Genomic DNA, 23,586 nt, shown 5'->3' with positions numbered 1-23,586 from the left:
ATGTCCCAACCACGCCATCCCGCTGAACTGAACCCCAAAAGGGAACCTCAGCGGCGGCTGGCACTGAAGCCCTATGCCCGTGCCGTGGCCCAGGTCCTGCGCGTCAGTTTCCGCGCGTCGCCGGGTGCCGTGCTCATGAAAGTGGCCGGATCGCTGATCTCGGCGGTGCTGCCACTGGTCACCACGTACTTCGCCGGCCTGACCACCACCGCGCTGGCTGCAGCCTACAGCGGGGACGCCGCAGCGGGGCAGCAGGCCATCGTGTATGTCATCATCACTGCCGCCCTCGGCCTGTTCTGGGGCGCGTTCGGCAGCGTGGACCGCTACATCCAGCAGCTGATGAGCTTCCGGGTTGGGGCCATTGTGGGGGACCTGATGTACGAGCGGTTCCTTGCGCTGGATTTCTGGCGGTACGACGACAAGGAGACGGTGGACCTCTACGACCGCGCCAAGCGGTTCTCCGACTCCTATGCGAGGGTCCTGGACAGGATCGCGGCCATCTTCACGCAGCTGGTGTCGGTGATCCTTGCCATCGGCGCGCTCCTGCTGGTGAGCTGGTGGATCGCCGTGATCGTGCTCGTCGCGATCGTCCCCAGCGTCTACCTGCAGTTCAAGCTGTCCCGCGAGCAGATCGCGCACTGGAACACCCAGGTGGATTCGCGCCGTCAGCGGCGGATGATCGAGACCAACCTGCTCCGGCCCCAGCACATTGCCGAGATGCGTCTGTACGGGATCGTCGGGTACCTCATGGGGCTGCGCTCCCGGCTCAGGGACGCCGACGAGAAGCGCCGGCTGGACTTCCAGAAGCGCTACATCCCCAAGCAGTTGGCCGCCGACGCCCTGCAGTACGCCGCAGAGGTTGTCTCTCTCATCTGGGTGGTTGGCCAGATCATCGCCCGTGCCCAGCCCGTGGGACAGTTCCTCTACGTGCAGCAGATCGTCAGCCGGGCTCTGTCCACCGCGAACAGCCTGGTGTCCTCGCTCAGCTCGATCGATGAGGACCTCGCCAACCTCAAGGACTACGAGCTGTTCATGGCACTGCCCGTGCACTCCAGCCACGCACCGCCGCTGCTGGAGGCGCCGAAGACGGTCGAGCTGCGGGACATCCGCTTCACGTACACCGGCAGCGACATCGAAGTGATCCGCGGCGTCAGCATGACCATCCGCGAGGGCCAGCACATCGCCATCGTGGGGGAGAACGGCGCCGGAAAATCCACGCTGATCCGTATCCTGGCCGGGCTTTACCGCCCGAATTCCGGCCAGGTGATGCTCGACGGCGTGGACCTCGCCGCCGTCGACGTCACCTCCTGGCACCGCCACCTGGCGGTGCTGAGCCAGGAATTCCTCAAGTACGAGTTCGCCACCGCAGCCGAAAACATCCTCTTCGGCGACGTCGACTCACCCCGCGACGACGAGCGGATCAGCCGAGCGGCCGCCGATGCAGAGGCGCTGGACTTCATCAACAAACTGCCTAACGGCCTGGACAACCACGTCAGCAACTGGATGGAGGATCCGCGCGGCCGGAAGGGGAGCGGACTGAGCGGCGGGCAGTGGCAGCGGCTGGCCATGGCACGGAACTTTTACCGGAACGCCTCGTTCATGGTCATGGACGAGCCCACGTCCGCCATCGACGCGCTGGCGGAGCACCGCATCTTCACCCGGCTGTTCGCGGAGCGCAGCAGCACCATCATCGCCATCAGCCACCGGCTCGCCACGATCGAGAAGGCGGACATCGTGTACATGCTGGAGGACGGCCGGATCGTGGAGCAGGGCACGCACCGGGAACTGGTGGCGCTCCGCGGCCGCTACTTCCGGATGTTCGAGTCCCAGCTCAGTGTTGAGGAGGCTGGCGGGATCTGACCGAGTCAGGGGGCGCCCTCAGCGGCGTTTGAGCCATCTCGCATAAAGTTCGGCGCTGTTCATCATGAGCCGGCGTATGTAGGCCAACCCCGCGCACATGCCCAGTATCAATGTGACGAGCAGTCCGAATAACGGCAGGGCATCCACGGAAGCACCACCAGGGGTGAACAGCATCAGGGCCGCAAGGGCCAGTGCGCCCGCGATTAGGAGTGTTCGGATCGTAATGGGAGTTGTCCGGATCCCTTGCTCCACTCGAGGGATGTCGGAAGCAGGTCGGGGACGCTTGCGGGTAAAACGCGGTGCTATGGTCAGCGCCCAACCAAGGGCCGACAGCGCTGTCCCGAGTATTGCCATGACTACGCCGGTTTCCGGGCTTTGTCCCAACAACAGTGCGAACACGCCATATACTGCCCCGGAGAGCGCCAGAATCCCGGGGTACCACCAGGCGGAAAACACCCAAGCTTTGCGCTGAGCGAATCCATAGCCGGCCTCGGGGGTCATAACACTCGGATCAATGCCCGTCATGCCTGGGCCTCAAACAGGGAACGCACTACGTGGCCCGGTCGCTCGGTGGGCTGCAGATCCCGGACTGTCAGTTGGCCGCTCTCATCGAGTGGTGCCGAGGCCAGTTTCATCACGCCGTCGTTCAGCACTTTGACGTTTGCAACAATCGGTTCGCCGTCCATGTCGTATCGCCGGATGCTGACAATGCCTCCGGACGGAGCCCGCGCCGCACTGACGGCGTCGTCCACAGTGGCCTCTAGCATGTCCGACGTAGCGGGATCTTCGCTCATCGGGAGGCATACGTATTCACTCAAGGGTCGAAGAAAAAGCGCTACCCGGCCCGCTGGAGACTCTGCGATGTAGGCGGGCGCCACGGCATCAGAACCCACCCTGGTGATGTCGAACCAAAGAGTCGCGGTGCCGAAGACCCTGGCCAGAAAGGCTGCCGGGCCGTGCAGGCTGACCTGCTCACCGTCGACCGTCGCCGCGTCCCTGACGTTTAGCGTGCCAATGCCGGCCCTAACCAGGTCGTGATCGTCCGGCAGGTCTGACAGTCCCAGGGCTCGGCGGGTTAGCGAGGTACCCGGCCCTGGCTCGAACGCGAGCAGGGCCAGTATTTCGTGGCTCGTGACGCGGTACGCCGTATCCGGCAGGTGCTGCTTAGTCATGTGTTCCTATGATCCGCTGATGGTCGTTCTCTGCAGGGTGTTGTCACCTCTATTAGCCGAATGCGAGCTTACCGCCGACCCGGCCTAAGGCATCTCCAGCGCCGTCGGCGAGGTTCTTGACGCCGTTTGCTGTCCCCTTTGCAAGGTCTCTGACCCCGCCGACCACTCCGGATCCGAAATCCCAGATACGTTTTGTGACCGGAGTGTCACCGGAAGCAATGGACGCGAGTCCCCACAGGAGACCGGCACCGCCGATGGCGGCCGCCACGGGCAGCCCGACACCGGTTGCTGCTGCGATTCCTGCGGCAATAGCTAGGCCTCCGCCAACAACTCCGTCAGCAATTCGGAACGGATCACGATGCTCGATGCCTGATGCGATATCCAGGCCACCCAGAACTATGCCCAGCCCCACAAGGCCCTTGCTGGCGCCCTTCATAAAGTCAAAGAACTTGCTAACTCCCTTTTCGACTTGTGCAAGGTCTATGTTCCAGCTGAACTTGTCCGCGACCAACTGCAGTGCGCTCGCGATGTCGGAAGCCTCATTTCCGTCCTCGGCTCCCAGTTTTTCCAATAGCCATTCCAGACCTGAGGGTGCAGGTTTATAGTTCGGGTCGGTAAAGGCGTCGTCCCAGTTCCTGCCTTCACCCGGGGACGAGGTGAGCATCGCCGCCGTCGTTCCAGTCCTAGCCGTCGAGGAAGCACTCGTGCCGCCTTCATTGCTGGCTTTTTCCTGTTCGGTCGCTTGGGTCAGCAGCGACTTGGATTGGTGCTGCAGGGACTCCGCCGCCTTGTTCAGCATCGGACGCAGGGACGAGGTCCAAGCATTTCGGAAGTTATCCCCGTCAGCGCCCTTCCACGCGGCTGAATGCACCAGGGAATTAACGGTGGATTCCACGTTCTCAAGACGCAGCTTGGACTGGCCCATCGATTTGGACAGGGCGCGAAGCTGCTCGATGTCAGCACCGTAAATTCCAGGCACCACTGATTCCCCCAATATGTTGTTCTCTAGTCACGGCCTGGCATCAGGACAGTGCACAAAACTATCGCATCACGGAGCCGGCTTCGATGGGGAGTTGTCCCCAGCCCTGCGGCTTTCCGCCACGGTGGTCCGGACCCGGGCGAGGCTGGGCCGCGGCGGGACGCTGCTGAATCCGAAGGTGACGGGTGGGCTGATGGGGGATAGCGGTCCGGCGTCCCTACCCTCCCAGCCGACGACGGCGGAGCTGACATGATGCAGGTCGCTCACCCCGTAATACTCCAGCCTGCCGTTCCCCGCCGTACCGAAGGTCCGGGTTCCGGGGCTGGCTGCAGCCACGAGCGGGCTCACTGCGGTCAGCCAGCGGGTGTGGACGGCAAGCGGGCGGGGTACCGTGCGCAGCAGCGAACCCAGGAGGGCCCTGCCGCCGATGCCTGCCCGGATCACCAGGGGTCCGGCGTCGACCGCCAACGACTGCCCGGCCAGCATGGCAGCGACGTCCAGGACGCGGACCTCCTCGAAACTGTAGGTGGCGGCGATAAACTCAGCCACCTCCTCAGCGGGAGCCAGGAGTATCCGCCGCCCCGACGGCAGCTGGACCATCACGTCCGCGAACGGACCGAAGGGCGATTCCTGCCAGATCCCCACTACCGCGCGCAGGCCGGAGCCGGTCCCGATGCCTGCGATGTGGCCGTCGAAGACCCAGCGTCCGCCCATTCCGCCACTGTAGCTGGGATAACCTAGAGCAGTGACTTACGAGATTGAGATTGGCCGTGGCAAGCGTGGGCGTCGTGCCTACTCCCTGGATGACATTGCGATCGTCCCCAACCGACGCACCCGTGACCCCAAGGACGTCTCCGTCTCGTGGCAGATCGATGCCTACAAGTTCGACATGCCGGTTATCGCGGCCCCTATGGATTCCGCCATGTCCCCGGCGACGGCCATCGCGCTCGGCAAGCTCGGCGGTCTGGGCGTTCTGGACCTCGAGGGCCTCTGGACCCGGTACGAGGACCCGCAGTCCGTGCTGGACGAGATCGGCGCGCTTGCGGACGAAACCAACAGCCCCGCCGTCACGCGCAGGATGCAGGAGCTCTACCAGGCACCCATCCAGCCTGAGCTGATCACCTCGCGCCTGGCCGAAATCCGCGCCGCAGGCATCACCGTGGCCGGGTCCCTGACCCCGCAGCGCACCCAGGAACACTACAAGACCGTGGTGGCCGCCGGCGTCGACATCTTCGTCATCCGCGGAACCACTGTGTCCGCCGAGCACGTCTCGAAGGACCACGAACCGCTGAACCTGAAGCAGTTCATCTACGAACTCGACGTCCCCGTCATCGTGGGCGGCGCCGCGGGCTACACGCCAGCACTGCACCTCATGCGCACCGGCGCGGCCGGCGTCCTGGTCGGGTTCGGCGGCGGTGCCACCACCACCACGCGCCGCGCCCTGGGCATCCACTCGCCCATGGCCTCCGCCATCTCCGATGTGACCGCCGCCCGCCGCGACTACATGGATGAGTCCGGCGGACGCTACGTCCACGTGATTGCCGACGGCGGCATGGGCACCTCGGGGGACATCGTCAAGGCCATCGCCATGGGCGCCGACGCCGTCATGCTCGGTACCGCCCTCGCCCGGGCGGAAGAGGCCCCCGGGAAGGGCTGGCACTGGGGCCAGGAGGCGCACCACCTGGAGCTGCCCCGCGGCGACAGGGTCAACATCGGAACTGTGGGTCCGCTGGAAGAGGTGCTCTTCGGGCCGGGGCACCACACCAACGGGACCTCCAACCTGATCGGCGCGCTCCGCCGCTCCATGGCCACTACGGGCTACTCAGACCTCAAGGAGTTCCAGCGGGTCGACGTCGTAGTTTCGCCCTACGCCGGAAACTGATCCGCGGCCCTCGGCAACACAGTCTGCACCCTGCCCATCGGCAGGCGTACGAAGTACTCTGGTGAACTACAACGTTCGATGAGGATGGAGGCCTGTCATGACCGGTTTCGGTGAACGTCCGGCGGCTGCCAGCGGAGCCCTGGGCCCCGAGGCGCGGGAGTCCGCGCTGGCCGCGCTCAAGGCTTCAACGGAGCCGGGCAAGGAACTGGACATCCTCATCGTCGGCGGCGGCATCGTCGGCACCGGGGTGGCTCTCGACGCCGTCACCCGCGGCCTGAGCGTCGGCATCGTGGAAGCCAGCGACTGGGCTGCCGGGACCTCATCGCGGTCCTCCAAGCTCATCCACGGCGGCCTCCGTTACCTCGAAATGCTCGACTTCGCACTGGTGAAGGAGGCGCTGCAGGAACGGGGGCTGCTGCTCTCCGAGCTGGCGCCGCACCTGGCCCGGCCGGTGCCCTTCCTGTACCCGCTGACTAAACACTTCGTCGAGCGGCCGTACATTGGTGCAGGCATCGCGCTGTACGACGCCATGTCCATTTCCGGCGGGCACAAGCGGGGCGTGCCGTTCCACAAGCACCTGTCGCGCCGGGGCACCCTGCGCGCGGCCCCGAGCCTGAAGGATGACGCCTTCGTCGGCTCGATCCGCTACTACGACGGCCAGGTGGACGACGCCAAGTACGTGGCAAACCTGGTGCGGACCGCCGCCTACTACGGCGCGCACGCGGTCAACCAGACCGCCGTCGTCGATTTCCTGCGTGAAGGCGAGCGGGTGGTGGGAGCCAAGGTGGTGAACCGCGAAGACGGCTCCAACTTCAACATCCGCGCCAAGCAGGTCATCAACGCCACCGGGGTCTGGACGGACGAAACCCAGGCCATGGTCACCGACCGCGGCCAGCTGAAGGTGCGCGCGTCCAAGGGCATCCACCTGGTGGTGCCGCGCGACCGCTTCCAGTCGACGGTCGGGCTGATCCTGCGGACCGAGAAGTCCGTGCTGTTCGTCATCCCGTGGGGGCGGCACTGGATCATCGGCACCACGGACACCGACTGGCACCTGGACAAGGCCCACCCCGCGGCGTCCAGCAAGGACATCGATTACATCCTGGAGCACGTGAACAAAGTCCTCAAGCGGCCCCTGACCCGGGAGGACGTGGAGGGTGTCTACGCCGGGCTGCGGCCGCTGCTGGCCGGAGAAAGCGACTCCACGGCAAAGCTCTCCCGCGAGCACATCGTGGCCCACCCCGTGCCCGGCCTGGTGGTGGTGGCCGGCGGCAAATGGACCACGTACCGCGTCATGGCCAAGGACGCCGTGGACGAAGCCGTCCGCAGCATGGACGAGCGCGTGCCGCCGAGCTGCACTGAGACCATTCCGCTGCTCGGAGCCAGCGGGTTCAGGGCCGCCTGGAACCGCCGGAACCGGACCGCCGAGGAATCAGGGGTGCACGTAGCACGCGTGGAGCACCTACTGAACCGCTACGGATCCATGACGTCTGAGGTGCTGGCCATCATCCAGGACCGGCCCGAACTGGCCGAACCGCTGCCCGGCGCCGACGACTACCTGCAGGCCGAGGCAGTCTACGCCGCAACCCATGAGGGTGCCCGGCATGTGCATGACGTCCTGACCCGGCGCACCCGGATTTCCATCGAGGCGTGGGACCGCGGTGTGTCTGCCGTCCCGGTAGTCGCTAAGCTTATGGGAGAAATTCTTGGCTGGAGCGATGCGCAGCGGGAAAGCGAAATCAAGCATTACCTTGCGCGGGTGGAAGCCGAACGGCTCAGTCAGCAGCAGCCCGATGATGAATCGGCCGATGCTGCCCGGCTGGGCGCGGAGGACATCGTCCCGCTGCGCTGAGATCGCAGACCGCCGCCGGACGGGCCCCGGCCTCACTGAAGGGACACCACTTGGCGGAACCACTGGACCGTTACGATGCCGAGCTCACCACACCCGACATGGTGATCCTCGAAATGGACGCCGCGGACAAGGTGGACGCAGCCGGCCAGCTGGCCCGGAAGCTGTTCGACGCCGGCCGCGTCTCAGACCTTGAGGGTTTCCTGGCACACGTCAACGCCCGTGAGCACCAGCTGGCCACCGGCTTGCCCGGGGGAGTGGGCCTGCCCCACGCCCGCAGCGAGTTTGTCTCCGAGACCTCGATCGCCGTGGGAATCACCAAGTACGGCAAGGCCCTGGACTTTGGGGCCGCGGACGGCCCCGCCACTGTGGTCCTGCTCATCGCCACGCCGGCCAGCTCATTCTCCGACCACCTCGAGGTCCTCGCCACCCTGGCGCGGTCCCTGTCCAAGGAATCCTTCCGTGAGTCGCTGCGCCGGGCCTACGACGCCGACATCATTGCAGAGCTCATCAACTCAAGCCTGGTCTTCTTCGACCACTAGCGTTGCCCACTCGTTGGCACGCTCCTGGGCAGGCGTTTCGTTGTTCTACACACGGACGAAGTAACGTTAAGGGGTGTGGAAAACAGCCCTCCAGCCCCGGTGGATCGCAGGCCTGGTCTTTGCGATCGCCGTTTCGGGTGTCTTTGTGCTCCTGAGTCAATGGCAGTTCGGCCGTTCCACGCAGCCCGAAGTGCCGGTCAGCCCCACCACGGAGCAGGTCCAGGCCCTGACGAAAACCCTGCAGCCCGGCGACTTCTTCCGCGGCTCGGTGGCGGACCAGATGGTCACAGCATCCGGTACCTACGATCCGGCCAAACAGGTCCTGGTTCCGGGCCGGCTCAAGGACGGTAAGACCGGATACTGGGTGGTCACGGCCTTCGCGGTGGCAGACGCCCCGGTGCTCAAGGGCGCGGCTGCCTCACCGAAAACCTACATACCGGTGGCCCGCGGCTGGATCGCTGATCCCGCCGACGCCAGCGCCCCGCCGTCGGGCGTCATCCGGCTGACCGGACGGCTCCTGCCGTCCGAGGCCCCGGTGCCGGGCACGGCCCCTGAACCCGGCCGGGCGACGGCGGTGTCCGTGGCTGAACTCATCAACGCCTGGAACGTCAGCAGCTACCCCGCCTTCGTTTCCGCCACCGCGGAAAAGTCGGGAACGGCCGACGTCGGTGCAGCCGCCGGCAGCCGTCTGGTGCCGCTCGGCGTCGCCGCCCAGCCCCCGGCCGCGAAGGTCAACTGGCTGAACCTGTTCTACTCCGTGGAGTGGATCGTTTTCGCCGGCTTCGCCCTGTTCATCTGGTGGCGGCTGGTCAAGGACGACTACCGCAGGAGCCTCGAGGACGCCGAGGATTACGGCAGCGGGGACCACGCCGCCGGTGGCAGCGGCGGACCAGAACCTACCCAACCCAACGAGATCCAACAAAAGGTACAGCCATGATCGAACCCAAGCCGGCCATCCAGCCCTCCAACCCGACCGGGGCGGCGAAGAAGCGACGCTTTGGCGGCACGGAGGCGCAGATCCGCTCCGCCCTGAAGTTCTACAAGGTCATGGCCTACCTCACGGGTGCCATGCTGCTGCTGCTGTGCGCGGAGCTCGTTGCCCGCTACGCCTTCGGCCAGTACCTCTTCGCCGGCGGAACGGACGCCCTGACCGGCCAGCCGTTCGGCTTCGGCTTCGCACAGGCGGAACCGAAGGGCGTCCTCGGCGGATTCAACGTGTCCGTGACCGTGCTCATCGTCCACGGCTGGATGTACGTCGTGTACCTGATGTCCAACTTCCGCCTGTGGACACTGATGCGGTGGCCGTTCGGCAAGATGATCCTGCTGGCACTCGGCGGCGTGGTCCCGTTGCTGTCCTTCATCGTGGAGAAGAAGTTCCACGCCGAGGTCGAGGCTGAACTCGCTGCCAACCCCCAGGCCGCCAGCCGTTACTGATCCGTTCCGTGCGTCACAGCGGGCCCGCTCAAGATGCGTCGGGGCAAGCGCGCAAAGTAGGCTAGTACGGTGACTACTCCCACTGCATCCCAGACTTCCCAGAAGCCGGTGCTGGTTGTTGACTACGGTGCCCAGTACGCGCAGCTGATTGCCCGCCGCGTCCGGGAAGCGAATGTGTATTCGGAAGTGGTTCCGCATACCCACAGCACTGAGCAGCTCCTGGCCAAGAACCCTGCCGCCATCATCCTCTCCGGCGGCCCCGCCAGCGTGTACGCGGACGGCGCCCCGAGCGTTGGCGCCGACCTTTTTGACGCCGGCGTCCCGGTCTTCGGCATCTGCTACGGCTTCCAGGCCATGGCCAACGCCCTCGGCGGCAAGGTCGACAAGACCGGCCTGCGGGAGTACGGCTCCACCCAGACCACCATCCTCGGCGAAGGCCGTTCCGTCCTCGAGGGAATGCCCCAGCACCAGAACACCTGGATGAGCCACGGCGACTCCGTCCACGAGGCTCCCGAGGGCTTCGAGGTGCTGGCCACCACGGCGGGCGCGGAAGTTGCCGCATTCGCCAACGAGGAGAAGTGCCTGTACGGCGTGCAGTGGCACCCCGAGGTGAAGCACTCCGCCTACGGTCAGCAGGTGCTGGAAAACTTCCTCTTCAAGGGCGCCAAGCTGGAACCGAACTGGACCACGGGCAACATCCTCGAGGAGCAGGTGGATCGCATCCGCAAGCAAATCGGTGATGCCCGTGTCATCTGCGGCCTCTCCGGCGGCGTGGACTCGGCCGTTGCCGCAGCCCTCGTCCAGCGTGCCGTCGGCGACCAGCTGACCTGTGTCTTCGTCGACCACGGGCTGCTGCGCGAAGGCGAGGCCGAGCAGGTGGAGCGCGACTTCGTTGCCGCCACCGGAGTGAACCTCTACGTGGCCAACGAGCAGGAGCGTTTCCAGTCGGCGCTGGCCGGCGTCAGCGACCCCGAAACCAAGCGCAAGATCATCGGCCGTGAGTTCATCCGGGCCTTCGAAGAGGCCGAGCGTGCCATCATCGCCGACGCCGCAGCGCATGGCGAAAAGATCAAGTTCCTCGTGCAGGGCACCCTGTACCCGGACGTCGTCGAATCCGGTGGCGGCGAGGGCGCAGCCAACATCAAGAGCCACCACAACGTGGGCGGGCTGCCGGAGGACCTGCAGTTCGAGCTGGTCGAGCCGCTGCGTGCCCTGTTCAAGGACGAGGTGCGTGCCGTGGGTGCCCAGCTCGGCCTGCCGCAGGAAATCGTCGGGCGCCAGCCCTTCCCCGGCCCCGGCCTGGGGATCCGCATCGTCGGCGAAGTCACCAAGGAACGTCTGGACCTGCTGCGCAAGGCAGACGCCATCGCCCGCGCCGAACTGACCGCTGCCGGACTCGACAACGACGTCTGGCAGATGCCTGTGGTGCTGCTGGCGGACGTCCGCAGCGTCGGCGTCCAGGGCGACGGCCGCACGTACGGCCACCCGATCGTGCTGCGCCCCGTCTCCTCCGAGGACGCCATGACGGCCGACTGGTCGCGGCTTCCGTACGATTTGCTGGCACGGATCTCCAACCGGATCACCAACGAGGTGGACGGCGTCAACCGGGTGGTGCTTGACGTCACCAGCAAGCCGCCGGGAACCATCGAGTGGGAATAGCGTTGTAGAAATGGCCGGCCTCCTCAGGGAGGCCGGCCATTTTGCTTACCCCGGTATGGCATCCGGCATGCCGGCAGCGGTGCGAAATGCGCCGCAACTTGGGCCGTCCCAGTGTTGCGGTCTCTCAACCGGGGCGGTTTCCGGCTACGCTCGAAACTATGCCCGTATGGTCCAAGGTGTCACGCGCAAGCACAGAAAAGAAGGCAGCAGTGTCAGTAGGTCAGGTCGACTCCGAGGGTTCGGAGGAGCTCAGGAAGTGGCTGTCCGGGCTCAAGCCCGTTACGGGGGCAGACACCATGCTGCGCTTCACCAAGACGCCCGAGGGTTCCATCGACCTTACGCACGCGCATCCTTCGGGCCTGGCGCAGCTCATGGCCGGGCGCCGCACAAGGCTTTCCACCCTGATCCGGGACCAGCAGCAGTACGTCGTGGCTGCGCGGGCCTGCCGGAACCTGCGCTCCAAGATCTTCGAACTGGCCAATGACCGCGGCATCGAGGCCGGATACTTCTCGGCCGGCACCGTGGCGTGGACCTCCGCCGTCGGCGGCAAACCGCAGCGCGTCTCGGCGCCGGTGATGCTGACTGCCATGTCGCTCACCATCCGCCCCGGGGAAGATGACTACGAACTGCAGCTCACGGAACAGGCACGCATCAACCCCGCCCTGATCCGTCACCTGAAAACCATCCACGGGATCGTGTTCGACGTCAACGCGGTGACACGGATGGCGTACAGCACCGCGCGGTTCGACCCCCTGCCAGTGCTGGACCGGATCAGCACCCTGGTCAAGCCGATCCACGGCGCCGACGTGGAGCACAACCTGCTCGTCTCGACCTTCGCGGACCTTTCCGGGAACCTCGACGATCCGTGGATCAACGGTCAGAACGAACTGGTGGCCTCGCTGGCTAAGACGTCGTCGGGTGAGATCGTCGACGTGCCCGCGCTCCAGCCCGGGCGCTTCCCCAGCGTGGACGAGCGGGACCCGGCGGAAGAGCTGCTGCTCCTCGACGCCGACGCCGACCAGCAGTATGTGATTGACGCCGTCCGGGCAGGCGACTCGCTGGTGGTGAGCAGCCCGCCCGGCACCGGCCAGACCCAGACGGCCATCAACACCATCGGTGCACTCGTGGACGAAGGCAAGACCGTCCTGGTGGTGGGGGACCGGCGTGCCAGCCTTAATGAGGTGGCCGGGCGCCTCGAGGGCCTGGGCCTGGACTCCATCCTTTTCCAGTTGTCCGGAAATGCAACACCGCAGCAGCTCAAAGGCCAGTTGGTGCGCGCCATTGTGCGCAACGAGAAGGCCCAGGAGCCGCAGCTTGGCGGCCTGCACAAGACCCTCACCGAGCACCGCCATGCCCTACTGGACCACGTTGCGTCGCTGCACAATGTCCGCCAGCGGTGGGGCTGCTCGCCCTATCAGGCGATGCAGTCGCTCGCGGAACTCACCTCCATCCAGCCCGCCCCGGCCACCACCGTCCGCCTGAAGCGCAGCGTCCTGGACAGCATCCGGGACCGCGAGGAGCTGGCCGGCCGTCTGAAGCGCGCCGCCGAACTCGGTGCGTTCAGCAGGGCGTCGACCACCAGCCCCTGGCACGGTGCGCGGCTGGTCACGCGCAAGGAAACCGAGGAAGCGCAGGAGCTTGCGCGTGCGGTGGCCAAAAAGCTGCCGCTGCTTCAGGAACGGATGAAGGAGGTGGCCAGCCACGCAGAAATCCGGCTGGGCACCACCTTCGCCGAATGGGGCTCCCAGCTCAAGCTCCTCGTGGCCGTCCGTGAAAGCCTGGACAAGTTCACCCCCGATATTTTTGACCGGCCCGTGACCGACCTGATTTCCGCCACGGCGTCCTCGTCCTGGCGCAGGGAGCGAGGCATCGACATGGCCTCGATGCAGCGGTCCCGCCTGCGACGGGTGGCCAAGGAGTACGTCCGGCCCGGAGTGCATATCGCCGATCTGCACAGTTCGCTGGTACTGGTCCAGGAACAGCGTTCCCAGTGGGCCGGGTACGCCACCACGCAGCGGCATCCGGCGGTGCCGTCCGGCCTGGCCGAGATCAGCATCATGCACCGCGGACTGACCCGCGAGATGAAGATGCTGGGAGACGCCCTGCGGCATACGGCCGCCGGCGGTTCGCTTGAAAACATTCCGTACCCGGAGCTCATGGAGCGACTGGAACGGCTGGTCGCGGACACGCAGACGCTGCAGACCTTGCCCGAGCGCACGCTGCTCATCGAGAACATGCGCGAGCACGGGCTGGGGGAGCTGCTGGCGGATCTCTCGGAACGCGAGGTCGGGGCCGGGTCTGTCGCTGCCGAACTTGACCTGGCCTGGTGGCAGTCGGCGCTCGAAGCGATGATCAGCGGAGACGACTACCTTGCCATGTCCGACGGCGACGCGCTGCGCCAGCTTGAGGCGGAGTACCGGCTCGCAGACAACGCGCACATCGCCAGCGGCGCGGGACGGCTGCGATGGAAGCTGGCCGGGCGCTGGCGCGCGGGCATCGAGGAGCACGCCCGCCAGGCGGACCTGCTCCGAAGCCTGCTCAAGGACGGGCGCGTCACGCTGGCTGCGCTGACGGCGCAGGCGCCCGGGCTGGTTCCCATGCTGGTGCCCGTCTGGTCGGTCAGCCCTTACCTCATGACCGGACTCCTCCCGGCCGAGCAGAAGTTTGACGCCGTAGTGATCCTGGACGCCGAGGCGACGTCGCTGCAGGCGGTGCTTCCCGCCGTCGCCCGCGCCCGGCAGGTGATCGCCTTCGGCGATGACAGGATCGCCAGCCCCCGGACCTTCACGGTCGCAGTGGAACGGCTCGCCGCTGGCGAACAGTCGCACCAGAGTGTCGAAAGCGCGTTCACCGCACTTTCGGCGGTGCTCCCGACGGCGCCGCTGCGCTCTGTCTACCGCGCGGTGGACGAGGACCTGGTGCTGCAGCTGAGCAAGAACTTCTACGACGGTGGCCTCCGCCGCCTGCCGGAGGGCCAGTCGGCAACCGGGCTGGACCGTGCTCTGACGGTCGAGTATCTGCCCGACGGCACCGGCCTGCCCAGCGCGGACCATGAGGGCGTCGAATCGGTGGTGGCCGAGGTCAACCGGGTGGTTGAACTCGTGTTCGAACACGCACGGCTCCGGCCGCGGACCTCGCTGGCTGTGGTGACCGCAAGCCTCCGGCACGCGGCACGCATCGGCGAGTCCATCCGGCTGCAGCTGCCCAACCATCCCTCACTGTCCGGATTCTTCACGGCAGGTGAAGAATCCTTCAGGGTTGTGGACCTGGAACGCGCCCAGGGGCTGGTGCGCGACCGTGTAATCTTCTCGCCGGGCTACGGGCGGACGCCGCACGGCCGGGCCCTGCACAGCTTCGGTCCGCTTTCCGCCGAGGGGGGCCGGGCCAAGTTCGCCCTGGCCATGACCCGGGCACGGCAGTCGCTGCACGTCCTGACGTGCTTCAAGCCGGAGGACCTTGACCGGACGCGGCTGGCCCACGGCGCCGTCGACCTCTTCGAACTTCTGGACCGTGAGATCTCCGGCAACACCGATCTGGGGACCCCTGCCTCCCGGGCAGCGGCAAGTGAACAGGCGCTGGGGGCCGATCCTCTGGTTGCTGATCTCGGCGACCGGCTGCGGGCCCGCGGTGCCCGCGTATGGCACCAGTACGACGGCGCCATCGATGTGGTGGCGGCGGCGGATCCGCTCAGCACCATGGGCCAGGACGACGCCGACATTCCGCGGCCGGTAGCCATAGAATCGGACGGCACCGAGCAGTACCGGCAGATGACAGTCCGGGAACGCAGCCGGCTGCGCCCCCAGTTGCTGGAGCGGCTCGGATGGCGGTACATGCCGCTGTGGACCATCGAGGTCTTCACCGATCCCTCGGCGTGCGCAGACAGGATCGGAGGATACCTCGGACTCGAGAAGCCTTCGCCTTCGGTGCGCTCGGTTGGCGCACCGGGATTCTTCCTGGATGACGACGTCAGTACCCTCGCGGTGGGTGACCTCGAGCAGCCGGGACAGGAGACCGCGTACGAGAACCCGGATGACCGTTTCGGCGACGAGCTGACCCGTGACGATGATGCGAACGAGCGGGACGCTGATCAGACTGACATTGGCCAAATTGAGATTGATCAGACCGGCACCGATCAGGCGGACGTTTACCAAGCGAACGCTGATGAAACGAACGTTGATCAAACGGATCACGACCTTTCCGATTCCGACGCCGCGGGCGCCGGAGTAGGCTTCGGTGCTGAGGCCAGCCCGGACGGGCCGGCCACGGAACGGAAGGAGGGCCCGCTGTGACATCCGACGGCGGGGCCGAACACAAAGACCGAACCGAGCGCAATGATGAGCAGGCCGCGGCAGGGGAGAAGGCCGCAAAGGCGCGCCGCGCCAAAACCGGCGCGCAGCAGCGGACAGGTGTCGTTCCCAAGAGGGCTGCCGAGGACGATCCGCGCACCTGGGGCGACGCCGAATCCGGCAATGACCACGACGATTGGCTGAAGGAGCAGAAGCCCCCGCACTGGGGCTGAGTAACCGGTCAACACACGGCGGGGTTCGCGCGGAGCCAAGGCGCCTGGGGCCGAGGATGCGCTCACGCGGGCTCACCGGGCGCCGGATCCCACCAGAACGAAAAACAGCTTTCCCTGGGTTGACGCCCCTGCCAGGGCACTGGCCTGGGCAGGGGTGGCGGCCACAACAAGCAGGCCGTCCGAATCCCCGGCAGCAAGCCACTGGCCGCTTTGGCCTTCCTGACCGGAGGTCCACAGGACCGGCACTGACTTGGCGAGTACCTTCGAGGCTGATGCCTGCTCATAGCCGTTGCCGCTTGTCAGGACCACGTTCACGAGTTGTCCGGGGGATACCAGCTGGATGGATGACGGGTCTGCCATCCGCAGCGGCACCGCAGCGGACCCGGGTGGCGCTCCCGTCAGCAGGCCTGGACCCACCAACTGCGCATCGGTAAGGAGCTGGCCCTTGCGGAGCGGCGCTGCCAGTTGTTTGCCGTCCAACCCGGAGCTGTCAGCGAAAGTCCCGTCCGGCATCACGGCCGGCGGTACGCTGACGCTCCTTACATCACTCCCGTTAAGGTTGGCTCCGGCCGGAAGGTCACGGGCAGCGGCCAGGACGCTTACGGTATGGGCAGGGGCAGGAGTCAGCTGGTGAACTGCGATCCCCGCGGCCGCGCAGAGGAGCATTGCCACGGCAAGGCGCCTGTTACGGTTCAGCCATCCCGCAAAGCGCCGTCCGCGCCGGCGCGGACGGGCGGCGGAACCGGGCAGTGCGTTGCGGCGCCCTGGACGGACGGCCGGGCGGGATGCCCTTGCGGGGAAAATTCCGGTAGCTGGCATGCCGCCACGCTACGGGCACCCGCTGGCCGCCGACAGGCACCGGAAGCCTTATGTGGATAAGCCAGCCCCAAACGCATTTAAGGACTGCCCTGCAAGGATGAACGGACACCTGAGGCCCAAGGAGTACCCGTGCGAAGCAAGAGTCCGGCCGGGTAAACCCGGCCGGACTCTCGTAGTTTGAAGGCGGCACGTGCCGCGGGAACTCGCCTAGCTCGCGGCTGCAGCTGCCGGGGCAGCGGATGATGCAGACGATGAGGTGGCGGCGGGGGCAGCCGGGGCTGACGCAGCGGGGGAGGGTGAGACCGTGCTTCCCTTGGAATCGCGCGAATCAGTCCGGTAAAAGCCGGAGCCCTTGAAGACCACGCCGACGCTGTTGAACTTCTTACGAAGCGTGCCCTGGCATTCGGGGCAGGACGTCAGAGTGCTGTCGGTGAAAGACTGCACGATGTCGAAGGCATGGCTGCAATCTTTGCAGGCATAGGCATACGTGGGCACTGTAGATCCTCCTCTTGGACAAACGACAGGTCCCGTGCTGCCTGGCTTCATTGCCGGGTTCTCCTTGACGGATCACCGCGGCGGAAATGACTCCATTAGCAGTCGCAGGGCCTGAGTGCCAATTCTATCACCCCGCCCCGGCGAGGTCACGCGAAGGCTACCAGCCCGGAGGGCGTGAGCACTGCCTCGACGGGGCGGTCGAAGTCTTCAGCCGGAATGGTCTGTGCGGGAAGGAGCTCGGCGTCGTAGATGATAGCGGCCTTCGGAAGGTGCAGGCCGCCGGCGTTGGCTGCAGCCAGGAACTTGTCGTAGTAGCCACCGCCCTGTCCGATCCTGTTGCCGCTGCGGTCCACGGCCGTGGCCGGCATGAACATCCCGGCCGCAGTCCGAACCGTGTCCAGGCCGTGGCGCTCACCGGCCGGCTCCTGAATGGGCGCATACCGGCTGCGGACGAACTCGCTGTCCGGCGTCCAGAAGACCCAGCTGAGCTCGCGGTCAGGCTCGCAGACCGGGAGCAGGATACTGTGGCCAGCCTCATGCAGGGCGTGCAGAAGCGGAAGGGTTGGCGGTTCGAAATCGACGCCGAGGTAGGCGGTGAACGTCGCCGGGTTGCCCGCGGCGACAGCCTCGGCCCAGGGCAGGCCATGGGAGGCGATGCCGTCACCGGCGTTTGCGAGGTCCGCGGCCGTCATCGTTGCCCGGAGTTGCCGGTGCCGGGAGCGGATAGCGTCCTTCGAAGGCATGGTCCCTGTTGGCATGGGTGTCTTCCTTTGTCGCAGCGGCAGGCGGCCGGCCGCTGCCGGAAGCATTTACCGTATGAATGTTCCCTCGGATAGATTAGACCAGTGACTTCCACTAATTGTTCAGTCCGCAAGGCCGTAATCCCCGCTGCTGGGCTCGGCACCAGGTTCCTGCCTGCCACCAAGGCCATGCCCAAGGAGATGCTGCCGGTGGTCGACAAACCGGCCATCCAGTACGTCGTCGAGGAAGCCGTCAAGGTAGGCCTGAGCGACGTCCTGATGATCACCGGCCGCAACAAGCGCGCGCTCGAGGACCACTTCGACCGCGTTCCAACCCTGGAAGCAACGCTGGAGGCCAAGGGCGACACCGCCAAGCTGGAGTCGATCCAGGCCGCAAGCAACCTGGGTGACATCCACTACGTCCGCCAGGGTGATCCGAAGGGCCTTGGCCACGCGGTGTTGCGTGCACGCCAGCACGTGGGCCATGAGCCGTTTGCCGTTCTCCTCGGCGACGACCTCATCGATGCCCGCGATGATCTCCTCAGCATCATGATCGACGTGCAGGCGAAGACCGGCGGTTCGGTCGTGGCCCTTATCGAGGTGGAACCGTCCCAGATCAGTGCCTATGGGTGTGCGGACATCTCTGATATTGAAGGCGAAGGCTTCGTCAAGATCAACAAGCTGGTGGAGAAGCCGGACGTCGCCGACGCGCCCTCCAACCTGGCCGTCATCGGCCGCTACGTGCTCCACCCCGATGTCTTCGATGTGCTGGAAAAGACCGAACCCGGCCGCGGCGGCGAAATCCAGCTGACTGACGCCCTGCAGGAACTGGCCAGCAGGGACGGTGAAGGCGGCGGCGTGTACGGCGTGGTCTTCCGTGGCCGCCGTTACGACACCGGGGACAAGCTCAGCTACCTCAAGGCCTGTGTGGAGCTCGCCATCGACAGCGACGACCTCGGGCCTGGTCTGCGTGAGTGGCTTCCCCAGGTTGCCGCCCGTTTGTCCGAGTAACCTTCATGAGGGTCAGCCACATCTGGCCGGTCACGCTGGAGTGCGGGGACATTGTCCTGCGGCCCATCAGGTACCGGGACCGGAAGGAATGGACCGAGGTCCGTTCGCGCAACAGCGACTGGCTGGCGCCCTGGGAGGCCTCCAACCCGATCCCGGGCGGGGCACTGCCCGATTACCGGCAGATGGTCAGGTCCCTGAACAACCAGGCGGCCCAGGCCACGGCGCTGCCGTTTGTGATCGCGGAGTGGACACCCGGATTCCGTGACCCGGTCATCGTGGGGCAGCTGACCGTCTCCTCCATCGTGTGGGGATCCGCCCTGATGGCGACCCTCGGCTACTGGGTGGACCAGGCCCGGGCTGGACATGGGATCGCTCCGACAGCGGTGGCAATGGCAACCGACCATTGTTTCCGGACCCTTGGCCTGCACCGAATGGAAATCAACATCCGTCCGGAAAACGGTCCAAGCCTGCGCGTCGTGGAAAAGCTCGGATTCAGGGACGAGGGCTACCGCCCGCGTTACCTGCACATCAACGGGGAATGGGCCGACCACCGCTCGTTCGCACTGACGTCAGAGGAAATTCCCGAAGGACTGCTCAGCCGCTGGCTGCGGGTCAGGCCCGCTTGACCGCAGATCGGCAGAGCCGCTGGTCAGAACCGGGTTCCACGCATAAGTCCATTGATTTGAAGCTCGGTCGCGACACACCGAGACGAATGCCACAAGAGCCCTAACATTCCTCATACGGTTTTGTGTGTGGACTTCCCCCTTAGCAGCTCAGTCATCCTTGTGGCTGCTGTTGCGCTCTGGATCGTTTGGGTTGCCCCTTACGTGCTCCGCAACGGCCGGCACCAGTTCCAGACGGCCGGTGACCTGACGCTGGAGAGCGTCGACGCCGAAACTGCAAACCCGCAAGCCGGGACGGTTGTGTATATGGCCGCCCAGCAGGAGAAACGCATGGACACCAGGAAGAGCAGCGAACCAGCAACAGGCCTTACCCCGGCTCCGTCCGGCGGCAGGCCTTCCACCAAGGGGACCGGCGCTTTTCGGATCCGGTACGGGCGGACGGCAATCGCGTTCGTTGGGCTGCTGTCCTTTCTGACGGCGATCATTGCCGGTCTCTTGCGTCTCTTCGCGATTGGCAACCCCTGGGTTCCGGTTGTGGCCCTCCTGACCGGTGTTGCCGCCGTCGTGGTTTTGCGGCGGCTAGCCGTCCATGACCGGCGCAGGAAAGTCAGCGCTGCCTTCAGGGCAGCTATGGGCTCGCCCTCCGACCTGACGCACCGCCGGGCGCCAGTCGCCGAGCGGCTAGCGGAGGCGGCACCTCCTGGGGAGCCCGAGAAGCCCCGTGAAAGCGCACTCTTCGATGCCGAGGCGGAAGCGGCGCAGCCCAAGCCCCTCACCGCAGGCGAACTTCGCGAGGCTGCACTGGCGGTTGCCCTTGCGGCCGGCGATGAAAGCGCCGCTGCCCCGGTGCAGGGGCCAGCGGCCCCGCCTGAATCCAGCTGGGAGCCGGTGGAAGTTCCCAAGCCGACATACATCGAAGCGCCCAAAGCCGAGCGTCCGGCGCCCGAGCCGCTGGCGCTACCCGAGGCTCCGAAGTCCGCGGGCAAGCCTTCACTCAAGCAGGGTCCGGCCGCCGCGCCTCCTGTAGCCTCCCCGAATGCCACGCCCGCTAAGCCGCTGACCAAGGCCCAGAGCGCGCTGAGCAACCTTGATGACGTCCTGCAGCGCCGGCGCGCGTAGCCGGGCGTCCGGGCAGCATCAGGCGTCACAGTAGTGGTCCGCATCTGCGTTGCCGGCGGCACGGGCGAGGCCGGCCGTGAAGTGGTGCGCCAGGCACTTGGCCTGGGGCACGCCGTCGCCGTTTTGACCCGGAACCCGCCGCTACCGGGTGCCCGGGAGTATTACGACGGCGCCTCCTACTTCCGTGCGGACGTCACCACCGGAGAAGGGTTGCCGGAAGCGCTGGCGGGCGCCGAAGCCGTCGTCGATTGCCTCGAAGCGCGGACCGGCAAGGCACTCAGGCACTATGCAGTCGGCGGCGCCCTGCTGCTGGGCGAAGCCGCCGCGGCGGGCGTGGCCCGGGCCGTGCAGCTTTCCATCGTCAACTGCGACCAGAGCACCCTCGCGTATTACCGGTCCAAGGCGGACAAGGAGCGCGTGTACGAGAGATCGCCTCTCGAAACCCACACGGTGCGGGCAACGCAGTTCCACAGCCTGGTGGCGGGGATTTTCGCTGCGGGTTCCCGGCTTGGCCTGGTGCCGGTGATCAAGGGTGCCCGGTTCCAGACGATCTCGCCGGCCGACGTGGCGTCGGCGCTGCTGGAAACTGCGCTGGGACCCCCGTCAGGTGATTCCCACGCGGTGCAGACAGTCGGAGGCCCCGAGGTGCTGGGCATGGGCTCGCTGGCCGGCGCCTGGAAGCGGATAACCGGAGCCAAGGGCCTGGTGACCGAACTGCCGCTGCCTGGATCGGCAGGCAAGTTTCTGCGCGCGGGAAAGAACCTGGCGCCCGAACAGCGTTACGGACACGTGACATTTGAGGCCTGGTTGGCAAACCGGCAGGAAAATTTGTAGCCTAGGGAAACCGGCGTTGGAGTTCCTCCGGGAAACGGCGCCACGGGGTTATAGCTCAGTTGGTAGAGCGCTTCGTTCGCATCGAAGAGGTCAGGGGTTCGAATCCCCTTAGCTCCACAGCTGCACCCCGGTCTTCGGACCGGGGTGTTTTTGTTGGGTCGTGGTGCAGGATGTAGGGAAGATATTACCGATTTCCGTCGTCGGTCTCCCAAGCGCTGCCAATGAAGGCCAGATCAGAAATATATCGCTGATGAACCTCAAGTGAGGCAAATTGGGAGTGATCAACGCATTATCAGCAATATATTTCGAATGGCCGGCCTATGGATGACATCAAGAGCATTGGGGCGAGCATCATTCAGGCCCGGAAGGCTGCCGGCATCACGCAGGGCTCGCTGGCGGACTTAATAGGCACCTCCTCGCGCACGGTCCACGCCATCGAAAACGGGACCGGCAATCCGTCACTGGGGACGGTGACCGCGGCAGCGAACGCCGTCGGACTGCACGTCAGGGCTGGATGAGTGAGGAGCTCCGGCGGCTGATTCGTCCGGAGCGCCGACGTCTAGAAGTCCGGTGTCCTGGGAGGGCGGCTGGACCGCACCGACCACGGCAGTGTGGTTTTTGCATACACCCCGGATTATCCTGCGTCCGGGGGCAGCCCGGTGGCCAGCTCCCTTGCCTTCGCCCCTGAACCGGTAGAGTCGCCGAACGGGGCCCTGCCGGCCTTCTTCGCCGGCCTCCTGCCCGAAGGCCATCGCCTGACCGTGCTCAAGGATGCGGTCAAGACGAGCCTGGCCGACGAACTCAGCCTGCTGGTCTCTATCGCTGCCGACGTCCCGCGCGATGTCCAGGTGGTTCCCGGCGGGGGAGCCTCCCGTAGAACCGGTGCCCATGGCCGATACGTCCAGGCCCGAGGACCTGGACTTCACGGCACTGGCCGGCCGGCGGTACCTGCTGAAGCTGGACCCGCCTCTTCACCAGCATCTGGTGGTCAACGAGGCTGCGCATCTGGCAGGGGCGCGGACGCTGAAGATACCCGTCGCCGCGCACACCGTGGTGGGGGACCGGACAGGCCTGCCCGGGCTCCTCGTTGAACGCTTCGACCGCGTCGGCGGAGCGGCGGCCCGCTGAGGTTGCCGCTGGAGGACGCAGCGCAGGTCTTGAACCTTCCACGGGCGTCCAAATATGTCATCAGCTCCGAGGAGGCGGTGCTTGCCTTGGCGGGGCTTTGCGGGGCCAGGCCTGTGGCAGTGCGGAACCTGTACCTTCAGTTCCTCTTCGCCTGGCTCATGGGAGCGGGGACCTGCACGCGAAATATGTGGCGGTCCTGGGTGGCCGCGGGGGGTGGGTGGTTTCGCCGGTCTACGACATCCCCTGCACACTGCTGTATGGCGATGACACCATGGCCCTCACGGTTGCGGGCCGGGTCGAGGGCTGAGGGCCAGGCGCCGTGCCGAGTTGGTCCCGTGACGGCGGTGCGGTAGAAAGTCACGACTCTGCGGAACCGTGGGATTTGGGCGGGAGGTGGCCGCGCCGGGACGCTTCACGGACTACCTGGCGGATGTTCGCGAACAGCACGGCCTTCACTGCTGTCATGTCAGGAGTATGGCCGTGCTTCAGTGCGCTCTCGAGACTGCCGCAGTAGGATTCAAGGCGCCGCGCGCCGGCCATCCCGGAGCTGACCCTCAGGCTGATGATCGCCTCCAGGGTCGTCTCGGTATCGCCGCGGGTGAGGCCCTTGAAGATTTTGGCGGCCCGCACGGGGAGCATCACCAGGTACTCCTCCATGAACTTCTGCGCCGCGTCCTCGCCGGCTTCGTCTCTGAGGTCCTGCAGCGCCGCGTCATCCAGGACCGGAAGGTCCTGGCCCGCGTCCGGGTCCTCCGCCATGCAGCCACCTCATCCAGTTGTCCACGCCGTCCTGCGATTCTCAATGAAATGGTGCCGGACGCAGCTCAAGAACCTGCCACCGTCATCGCAGGTTCGGATCAAGAGTTCACCGGCATTAATCAAGGGAGCGGCGTTCGGCCCCGCAGGCAGCAAGCTCCAGCGGCC

At 66.0% G+C, this 23,586-nt stretch carries 23 protein-coding genes, 1 tRNA gene and 1 pseudogene; 17 read left to right on the top strand and 8 right to left on the bottom strand.

Annotation, left to right across the window (positions count from 1 at the left end):
* Positions 1–1,860, top strand: a complete 1,860-nt coding sequence (locus G9E11_RS09210) for an ABC transporter ATP-binding protein (RefSeq protein WP_190604966.1) — start codon at positions 1–3, stop codon at positions 1,858–1,860.
* A gap of 18 nt (positions 1,861–1,878) precedes the next feature.
* Here the strand turns inward: G9E11_RS09210 and G9E11_RS09205 are convergent, their stop codons facing one another.
* The 4 genes from G9E11_RS09205 to G9E11_RS09190 form a co-directional block, all read right to left on the bottom strand.
* A complete protein-coding gene (locus G9E11_RS09205) occupies positions 1,879–2,385 on the bottom strand; it encodes a hypothetical protein (protein WP_190604964.1) in 507 nt (168 codons plus the stop codon).
* Positions 2,382–3,032, bottom strand: coding sequence for a hypothetical protein (locus tag G9E11_RS09200; protein WP_190604962.1), 651 nt, complete (start codon positions 3,030–3,032; stop codon positions 2,382–2,384). The genes G9E11_RS09205 and G9E11_RS09200 overlap by 4 nt, the downstream gene beginning before the upstream one ends.
* A 52-nt stretch (positions 3,033–3,084) precedes the next feature.
* On the bottom strand, positions 3,085–4,011 hold the full coding sequence (locus G9E11_RS09195) for a WXG100 family type VII secretion target (RefSeq protein ID WP_190604960.1): 927 nt from the start codon (positions 4,009–4,011) through the stop codon (positions 3,085–3,087).
* A gap of 69 nt (positions 4,012–4,080) precedes the next feature.
* Entirely contained in the window at positions 4,081–4,725 is a 645-nt protein-coding gene (locus G9E11_RS09190; protein WP_190604958.1) for a hypothetical protein, read from the bottom strand.
* 31 nt (positions 4,726–4,756) lie between these two features.
* Here G9E11_RS09190 and G9E11_RS09185 point away from each other — a divergent pair, with 31 nt between their 5' ends.
* The 8 genes from G9E11_RS09185 (at position 4,757) to G9E11_RS09150 (ending at position 15,893) form a co-directional block, all read left to right on the top strand.
* Positions 4,757–5,893 carry a GuaB3 family IMP dehydrogenase-related protein gene (locus tag G9E11_RS09185; protein ID WP_190604956.1) on the top strand — a complete coding sequence of 379 codons (1,137 nt, stop codon included), beginning with the start codon at positions 4,757–4,759 and terminating at the stop codon, positions 5,891–5,893.
* Between the two features lie 97 nt (positions 5,894–5,990).
* A complete protein-coding gene (locus tag G9E11_RS09180; RefSeq protein ID WP_190604954.1) occupies positions 5,991–7,742 on the top strand; it encodes a glycerol-3-phosphate dehydrogenase/oxidase in 1,752 nt (583 codons plus the stop codon).
* 50 nt (positions 7,743–7,792) lie between these two features.
* Positions 7,793–8,281, top strand: a complete 489-nt coding sequence (locus G9E11_RS09175; protein ID WP_190604952.1) for a PTS sugar transporter subunit IIA — start codon at positions 7,793–7,795, stop codon at positions 8,279–8,281.
* Between the two features lie 73 nt (positions 8,282–8,354).
* Positions 8,355–9,218 (top strand): SURF1 family protein, encoded by an 864-nt coding sequence (locus G9E11_RS09170; RefSeq protein ID WP_190604950.1) that lies wholly within the window; start codon positions 8,355–8,357, stop codon positions 9,216–9,218.
* A complete protein-coding gene (locus G9E11_RS09165; RefSeq protein ID WP_190604948.1) occupies positions 9,215–9,715 on the top strand; it encodes a DUF3817 domain-containing protein in 501 nt (166 codons plus the stop codon). Before G9E11_RS09170 ends, G9E11_RS09165 begins: the two co-directional genes overlap by 4 nt.
* Before the next feature lie 69 nt (positions 9,716–9,784).
* Positions 9,785–11,374 carry a glutamine-hydrolyzing GMP synthase gene (gene guaA, locus G9E11_RS09160; RefSeq protein ID WP_190604946.1) on the top strand — a complete coding sequence of 530 codons (1,590 nt, stop codon included), beginning with the start codon at positions 9,785–9,787 and terminating at the stop codon, positions 11,372–11,374.
* Positions 11,375–11,532: 158 nt separating this feature from the next.
* A complete protein-coding gene (locus G9E11_RS09155; protein WP_194717991.1) occupies positions 11,533–15,663 on the top strand; it encodes an AAA family ATPase in 4,131 nt (1,376 codons plus the stop codon).
* On the top strand, positions 15,660–15,893 hold the full coding sequence (locus G9E11_RS09150; RefSeq protein ID WP_190604942.1) for a hypothetical protein: 234 nt from the start codon (positions 15,660–15,662) through the stop codon (positions 15,891–15,893). Before G9E11_RS09155 ends, G9E11_RS09150 begins: the two co-directional genes overlap by 4 nt.
* A gap of 72 nt (positions 15,894–15,965) precedes the next feature.
* Here the strand turns inward: G9E11_RS09150 and cpaB are convergent, their stop codons facing one another.
* The 3 genes from cpaB to G9E11_RS09135 form a co-directional block, all read right to left on the bottom strand.
* Positions 15,966–16,559 carry a Flp pilus assembly protein CpaB gene (gene cpaB / locus G9E11_RS09145; protein ID WP_246468880.1) on the bottom strand — a complete coding sequence of 198 codons (594 nt, stop codon included), beginning with the start codon at positions 16,557–16,559 and terminating at the stop codon, positions 15,966–15,968.
* A gap of 360 nt (positions 16,560–16,919) precedes the next feature.
* Entirely contained in the window at positions 16,920–17,207 is a 288-nt protein-coding gene (locus tag G9E11_RS09140; RefSeq protein ID WP_102973764.1) for an FmdB family zinc ribbon protein, read from the bottom strand.
* A gap of 146 nt (positions 17,208–17,353) precedes the next feature.
* Positions 17,354–17,965 (bottom strand): 5-formyltetrahydrofolate cyclo-ligase, encoded by a 612-nt coding sequence (locus G9E11_RS09135; RefSeq protein WP_190604938.1) that lies wholly within the window; start codon positions 17,963–17,965, stop codon positions 17,354–17,356.
* An 87-nt stretch (positions 17,966–18,052) separates the two neighbouring features.
* Here G9E11_RS09135 and galU point away from each other — a divergent pair, with 87 nt between their 5' ends.
* From galU to G9E11_RS21070, 8 genes and pseudogenes are all read left to right on the top strand, one after another.
* A complete protein-coding gene (gene galU, locus G9E11_RS09130; RefSeq protein WP_190604935.1) occupies positions 18,053–18,958 on the top strand; it encodes a UTP--glucose-1-phosphate uridylyltransferase GalU in 906 nt (301 codons plus the stop codon).
* Positions 18,959–18,963: 5 nt separating this feature from the next.
* The gene (locus G9E11_RS09125) at positions 18,964–19,584 is read left to right on the top strand and encodes a GNAT family N-acetyltransferase (RefSeq protein ID WP_190604933.1); all 621 of its coding nucleotides are present in this window, start codon (positions 18,964–18,966) and stop codon (positions 19,582–19,584) included.
* A 126-nt stretch (positions 19,585–19,710) separates the two neighbouring features.
* The gene (locus G9E11_RS09120) at positions 19,711–20,700 is read left to right on the top strand and encodes a hypothetical protein (protein WP_190604932.1); all 990 of its coding nucleotides are present in this window, start codon (positions 19,711–19,713) and stop codon (positions 20,698–20,700) included.
* 33 nt (positions 20,701–20,733) lie between these two features.
* Entirely contained in the window at positions 20,734–21,534 is an 801-nt protein-coding gene (locus G9E11_RS09115; protein WP_190604930.1) for an SDR family oxidoreductase, read from the top strand.
* Between the two features lie 44 nt (positions 21,535–21,578).
* A tRNA-Ala gene (locus tag G9E11_RS09110) sits at positions 21,579–21,651 on the top strand.
* A 203-nt stretch (positions 21,652–21,854) separates the two neighbouring features.
* On the top strand, positions 21,855–22,052 hold the full coding sequence (locus G9E11_RS09105; RefSeq protein ID WP_190604929.1) for a helix-turn-helix transcriptional regulator: 198 nt from the start codon (positions 21,855–21,857) through the stop codon (positions 22,050–22,052).
* Between the two features lie 93 nt (positions 22,053–22,145).
* Positions 22,146–22,322: pseudogene (locus tag G9E11_RS21075) on the top strand (HipA N-terminal domain-containing protein); the annotation flags it as partial.
* Between the two features lie 100 nt (positions 22,323–22,422).
* Positions 22,423–22,662 carry a HipA domain-containing protein gene (locus tag G9E11_RS21070; RefSeq protein ID WP_246468834.1) on the top strand — a complete coding sequence of 80 codons (240 nt, stop codon included), beginning with the start codon at positions 22,423–22,425 and terminating at the stop codon, positions 22,660–22,662.
* Positions 22,663–23,019: 357 nt separating this feature from the next.
* On the opposite strand, the gene G9E11_RS09095 is transcribed toward G9E11_RS21070, so the two are convergent.
* Complete coding sequence (locus tag G9E11_RS09095; RefSeq protein ID WP_190604927.1) at positions 23,020–23,421, bottom strand: Hpt domain-containing protein; 402 nt, start codon at positions 23,419–23,421, stop codon at positions 23,020–23,022.
* Positions 23,422–23,586 lie beyond the last annotated feature (165 nt).

Origin of the sequence: Arthrobacter ipis (genome assembly GCF_014694315.1) — a bacterium.
Lineage (GTDB): Bacteria > Actinomycetota > Actinomycetes > Actinomycetales > Micrococcaceae > Arthrobacter > Arthrobacter ipis.
Note: the sequence above shows the minus strand (reverse complement) of the source record. Positions and strands in the feature narration are given on the sequence as shown.

What these genes read in the sequence shown, in the direction of transcription:
- G9E11_RS09210 (WP_190604966.1), top strand. Translation starts at nt 1, where the DNA reads ATGTCCCAACCACGCCATCCCGCTGAACTGAACCCCAAAAGGGAACCT.
- G9E11_RS09205 (WP_190604964.1), bottom strand. Translation starts at nt 2,385, where the DNA reads ATGACGGGCATTGATCCGAGTGTTATGACCCCCGAGGCCGGCTATGGA.
- G9E11_RS09200 (WP_190604962.1), bottom strand. Translation starts at nt 3,032, where the DNA reads ATGACTAAGCAGCACCTGCCGGATACGGCGTACCGCGTCACGAGCCAC.
- G9E11_RS09190 (WP_190604958.1), bottom strand. Translation starts at nt 4,725, where the DNA reads ATGGGCGGACGCTGGGTCTTCGACGGCCACATCGCAGGCATCGGGACC.
- G9E11_RS09180 (WP_190604954.1), top strand. Translation starts at nt 5,991, where the DNA reads ATGACCGGTTTCGGTGAACGTCCGGCGGCTGCCAGCGGAGCCCTGGGC.
- G9E11_RS09165 (WP_190604948.1), top strand. Translation starts at nt 9,215, where the DNA reads ATGATCGAACCCAAGCCGGCCATCCAGCCCTCCAACCCGACCGGGGCG.
- G9E11_RS09155 (WP_194717991.1), top strand. Translation starts at nt 11,533, where the DNA reads ATGCCCGTATGGTCCAAGGTGTCACGCGCAAGCACAGAAAAGAAGGCA.
- cpaB (WP_246468880.1), bottom strand. Translation starts at nt 16,559, where the DNA reads ATGCTCCTCTGCGCGGCCGCGGGGATCGCAGTTCACCAGCTGACTCCT.
- G9E11_RS09135 (WP_190604938.1), bottom strand. Translation starts at nt 17,965, where the DNA reads ATGCCAACAGGGACCATGCCTTCGAAGGACGCTATCCGCTCCCGGCAC.
- G9E11_RS09125 (WP_190604933.1), top strand. Translation starts at nt 18,964, where the DNA reads ATGAGGGTCAGCCACATCTGGCCGGTCACGCTGGAGTGCGGGGACATT.
- G9E11_RS09105 (WP_190604929.1), top strand. Translation starts at nt 21,855, where the DNA reads ATGGATGACATCAAGAGCATTGGGGCGAGCATCATTCAGGCCCGGAAG.
- G9E11_RS21070 (WP_246468834.1), top strand. Translation starts at nt 22,423, where the DNA reads ATGGCCGATACGTCCAGGCCCGAGGACCTGGACTTCACGGCACTGGCC.
- G9E11_RS09095 (WP_190604927.1), bottom strand. Translation starts at nt 23,421, where the DNA reads ATGGCGGAGGACCCGGACGCGGGCCAGGACCTTCCGGTCCTGGATGAC.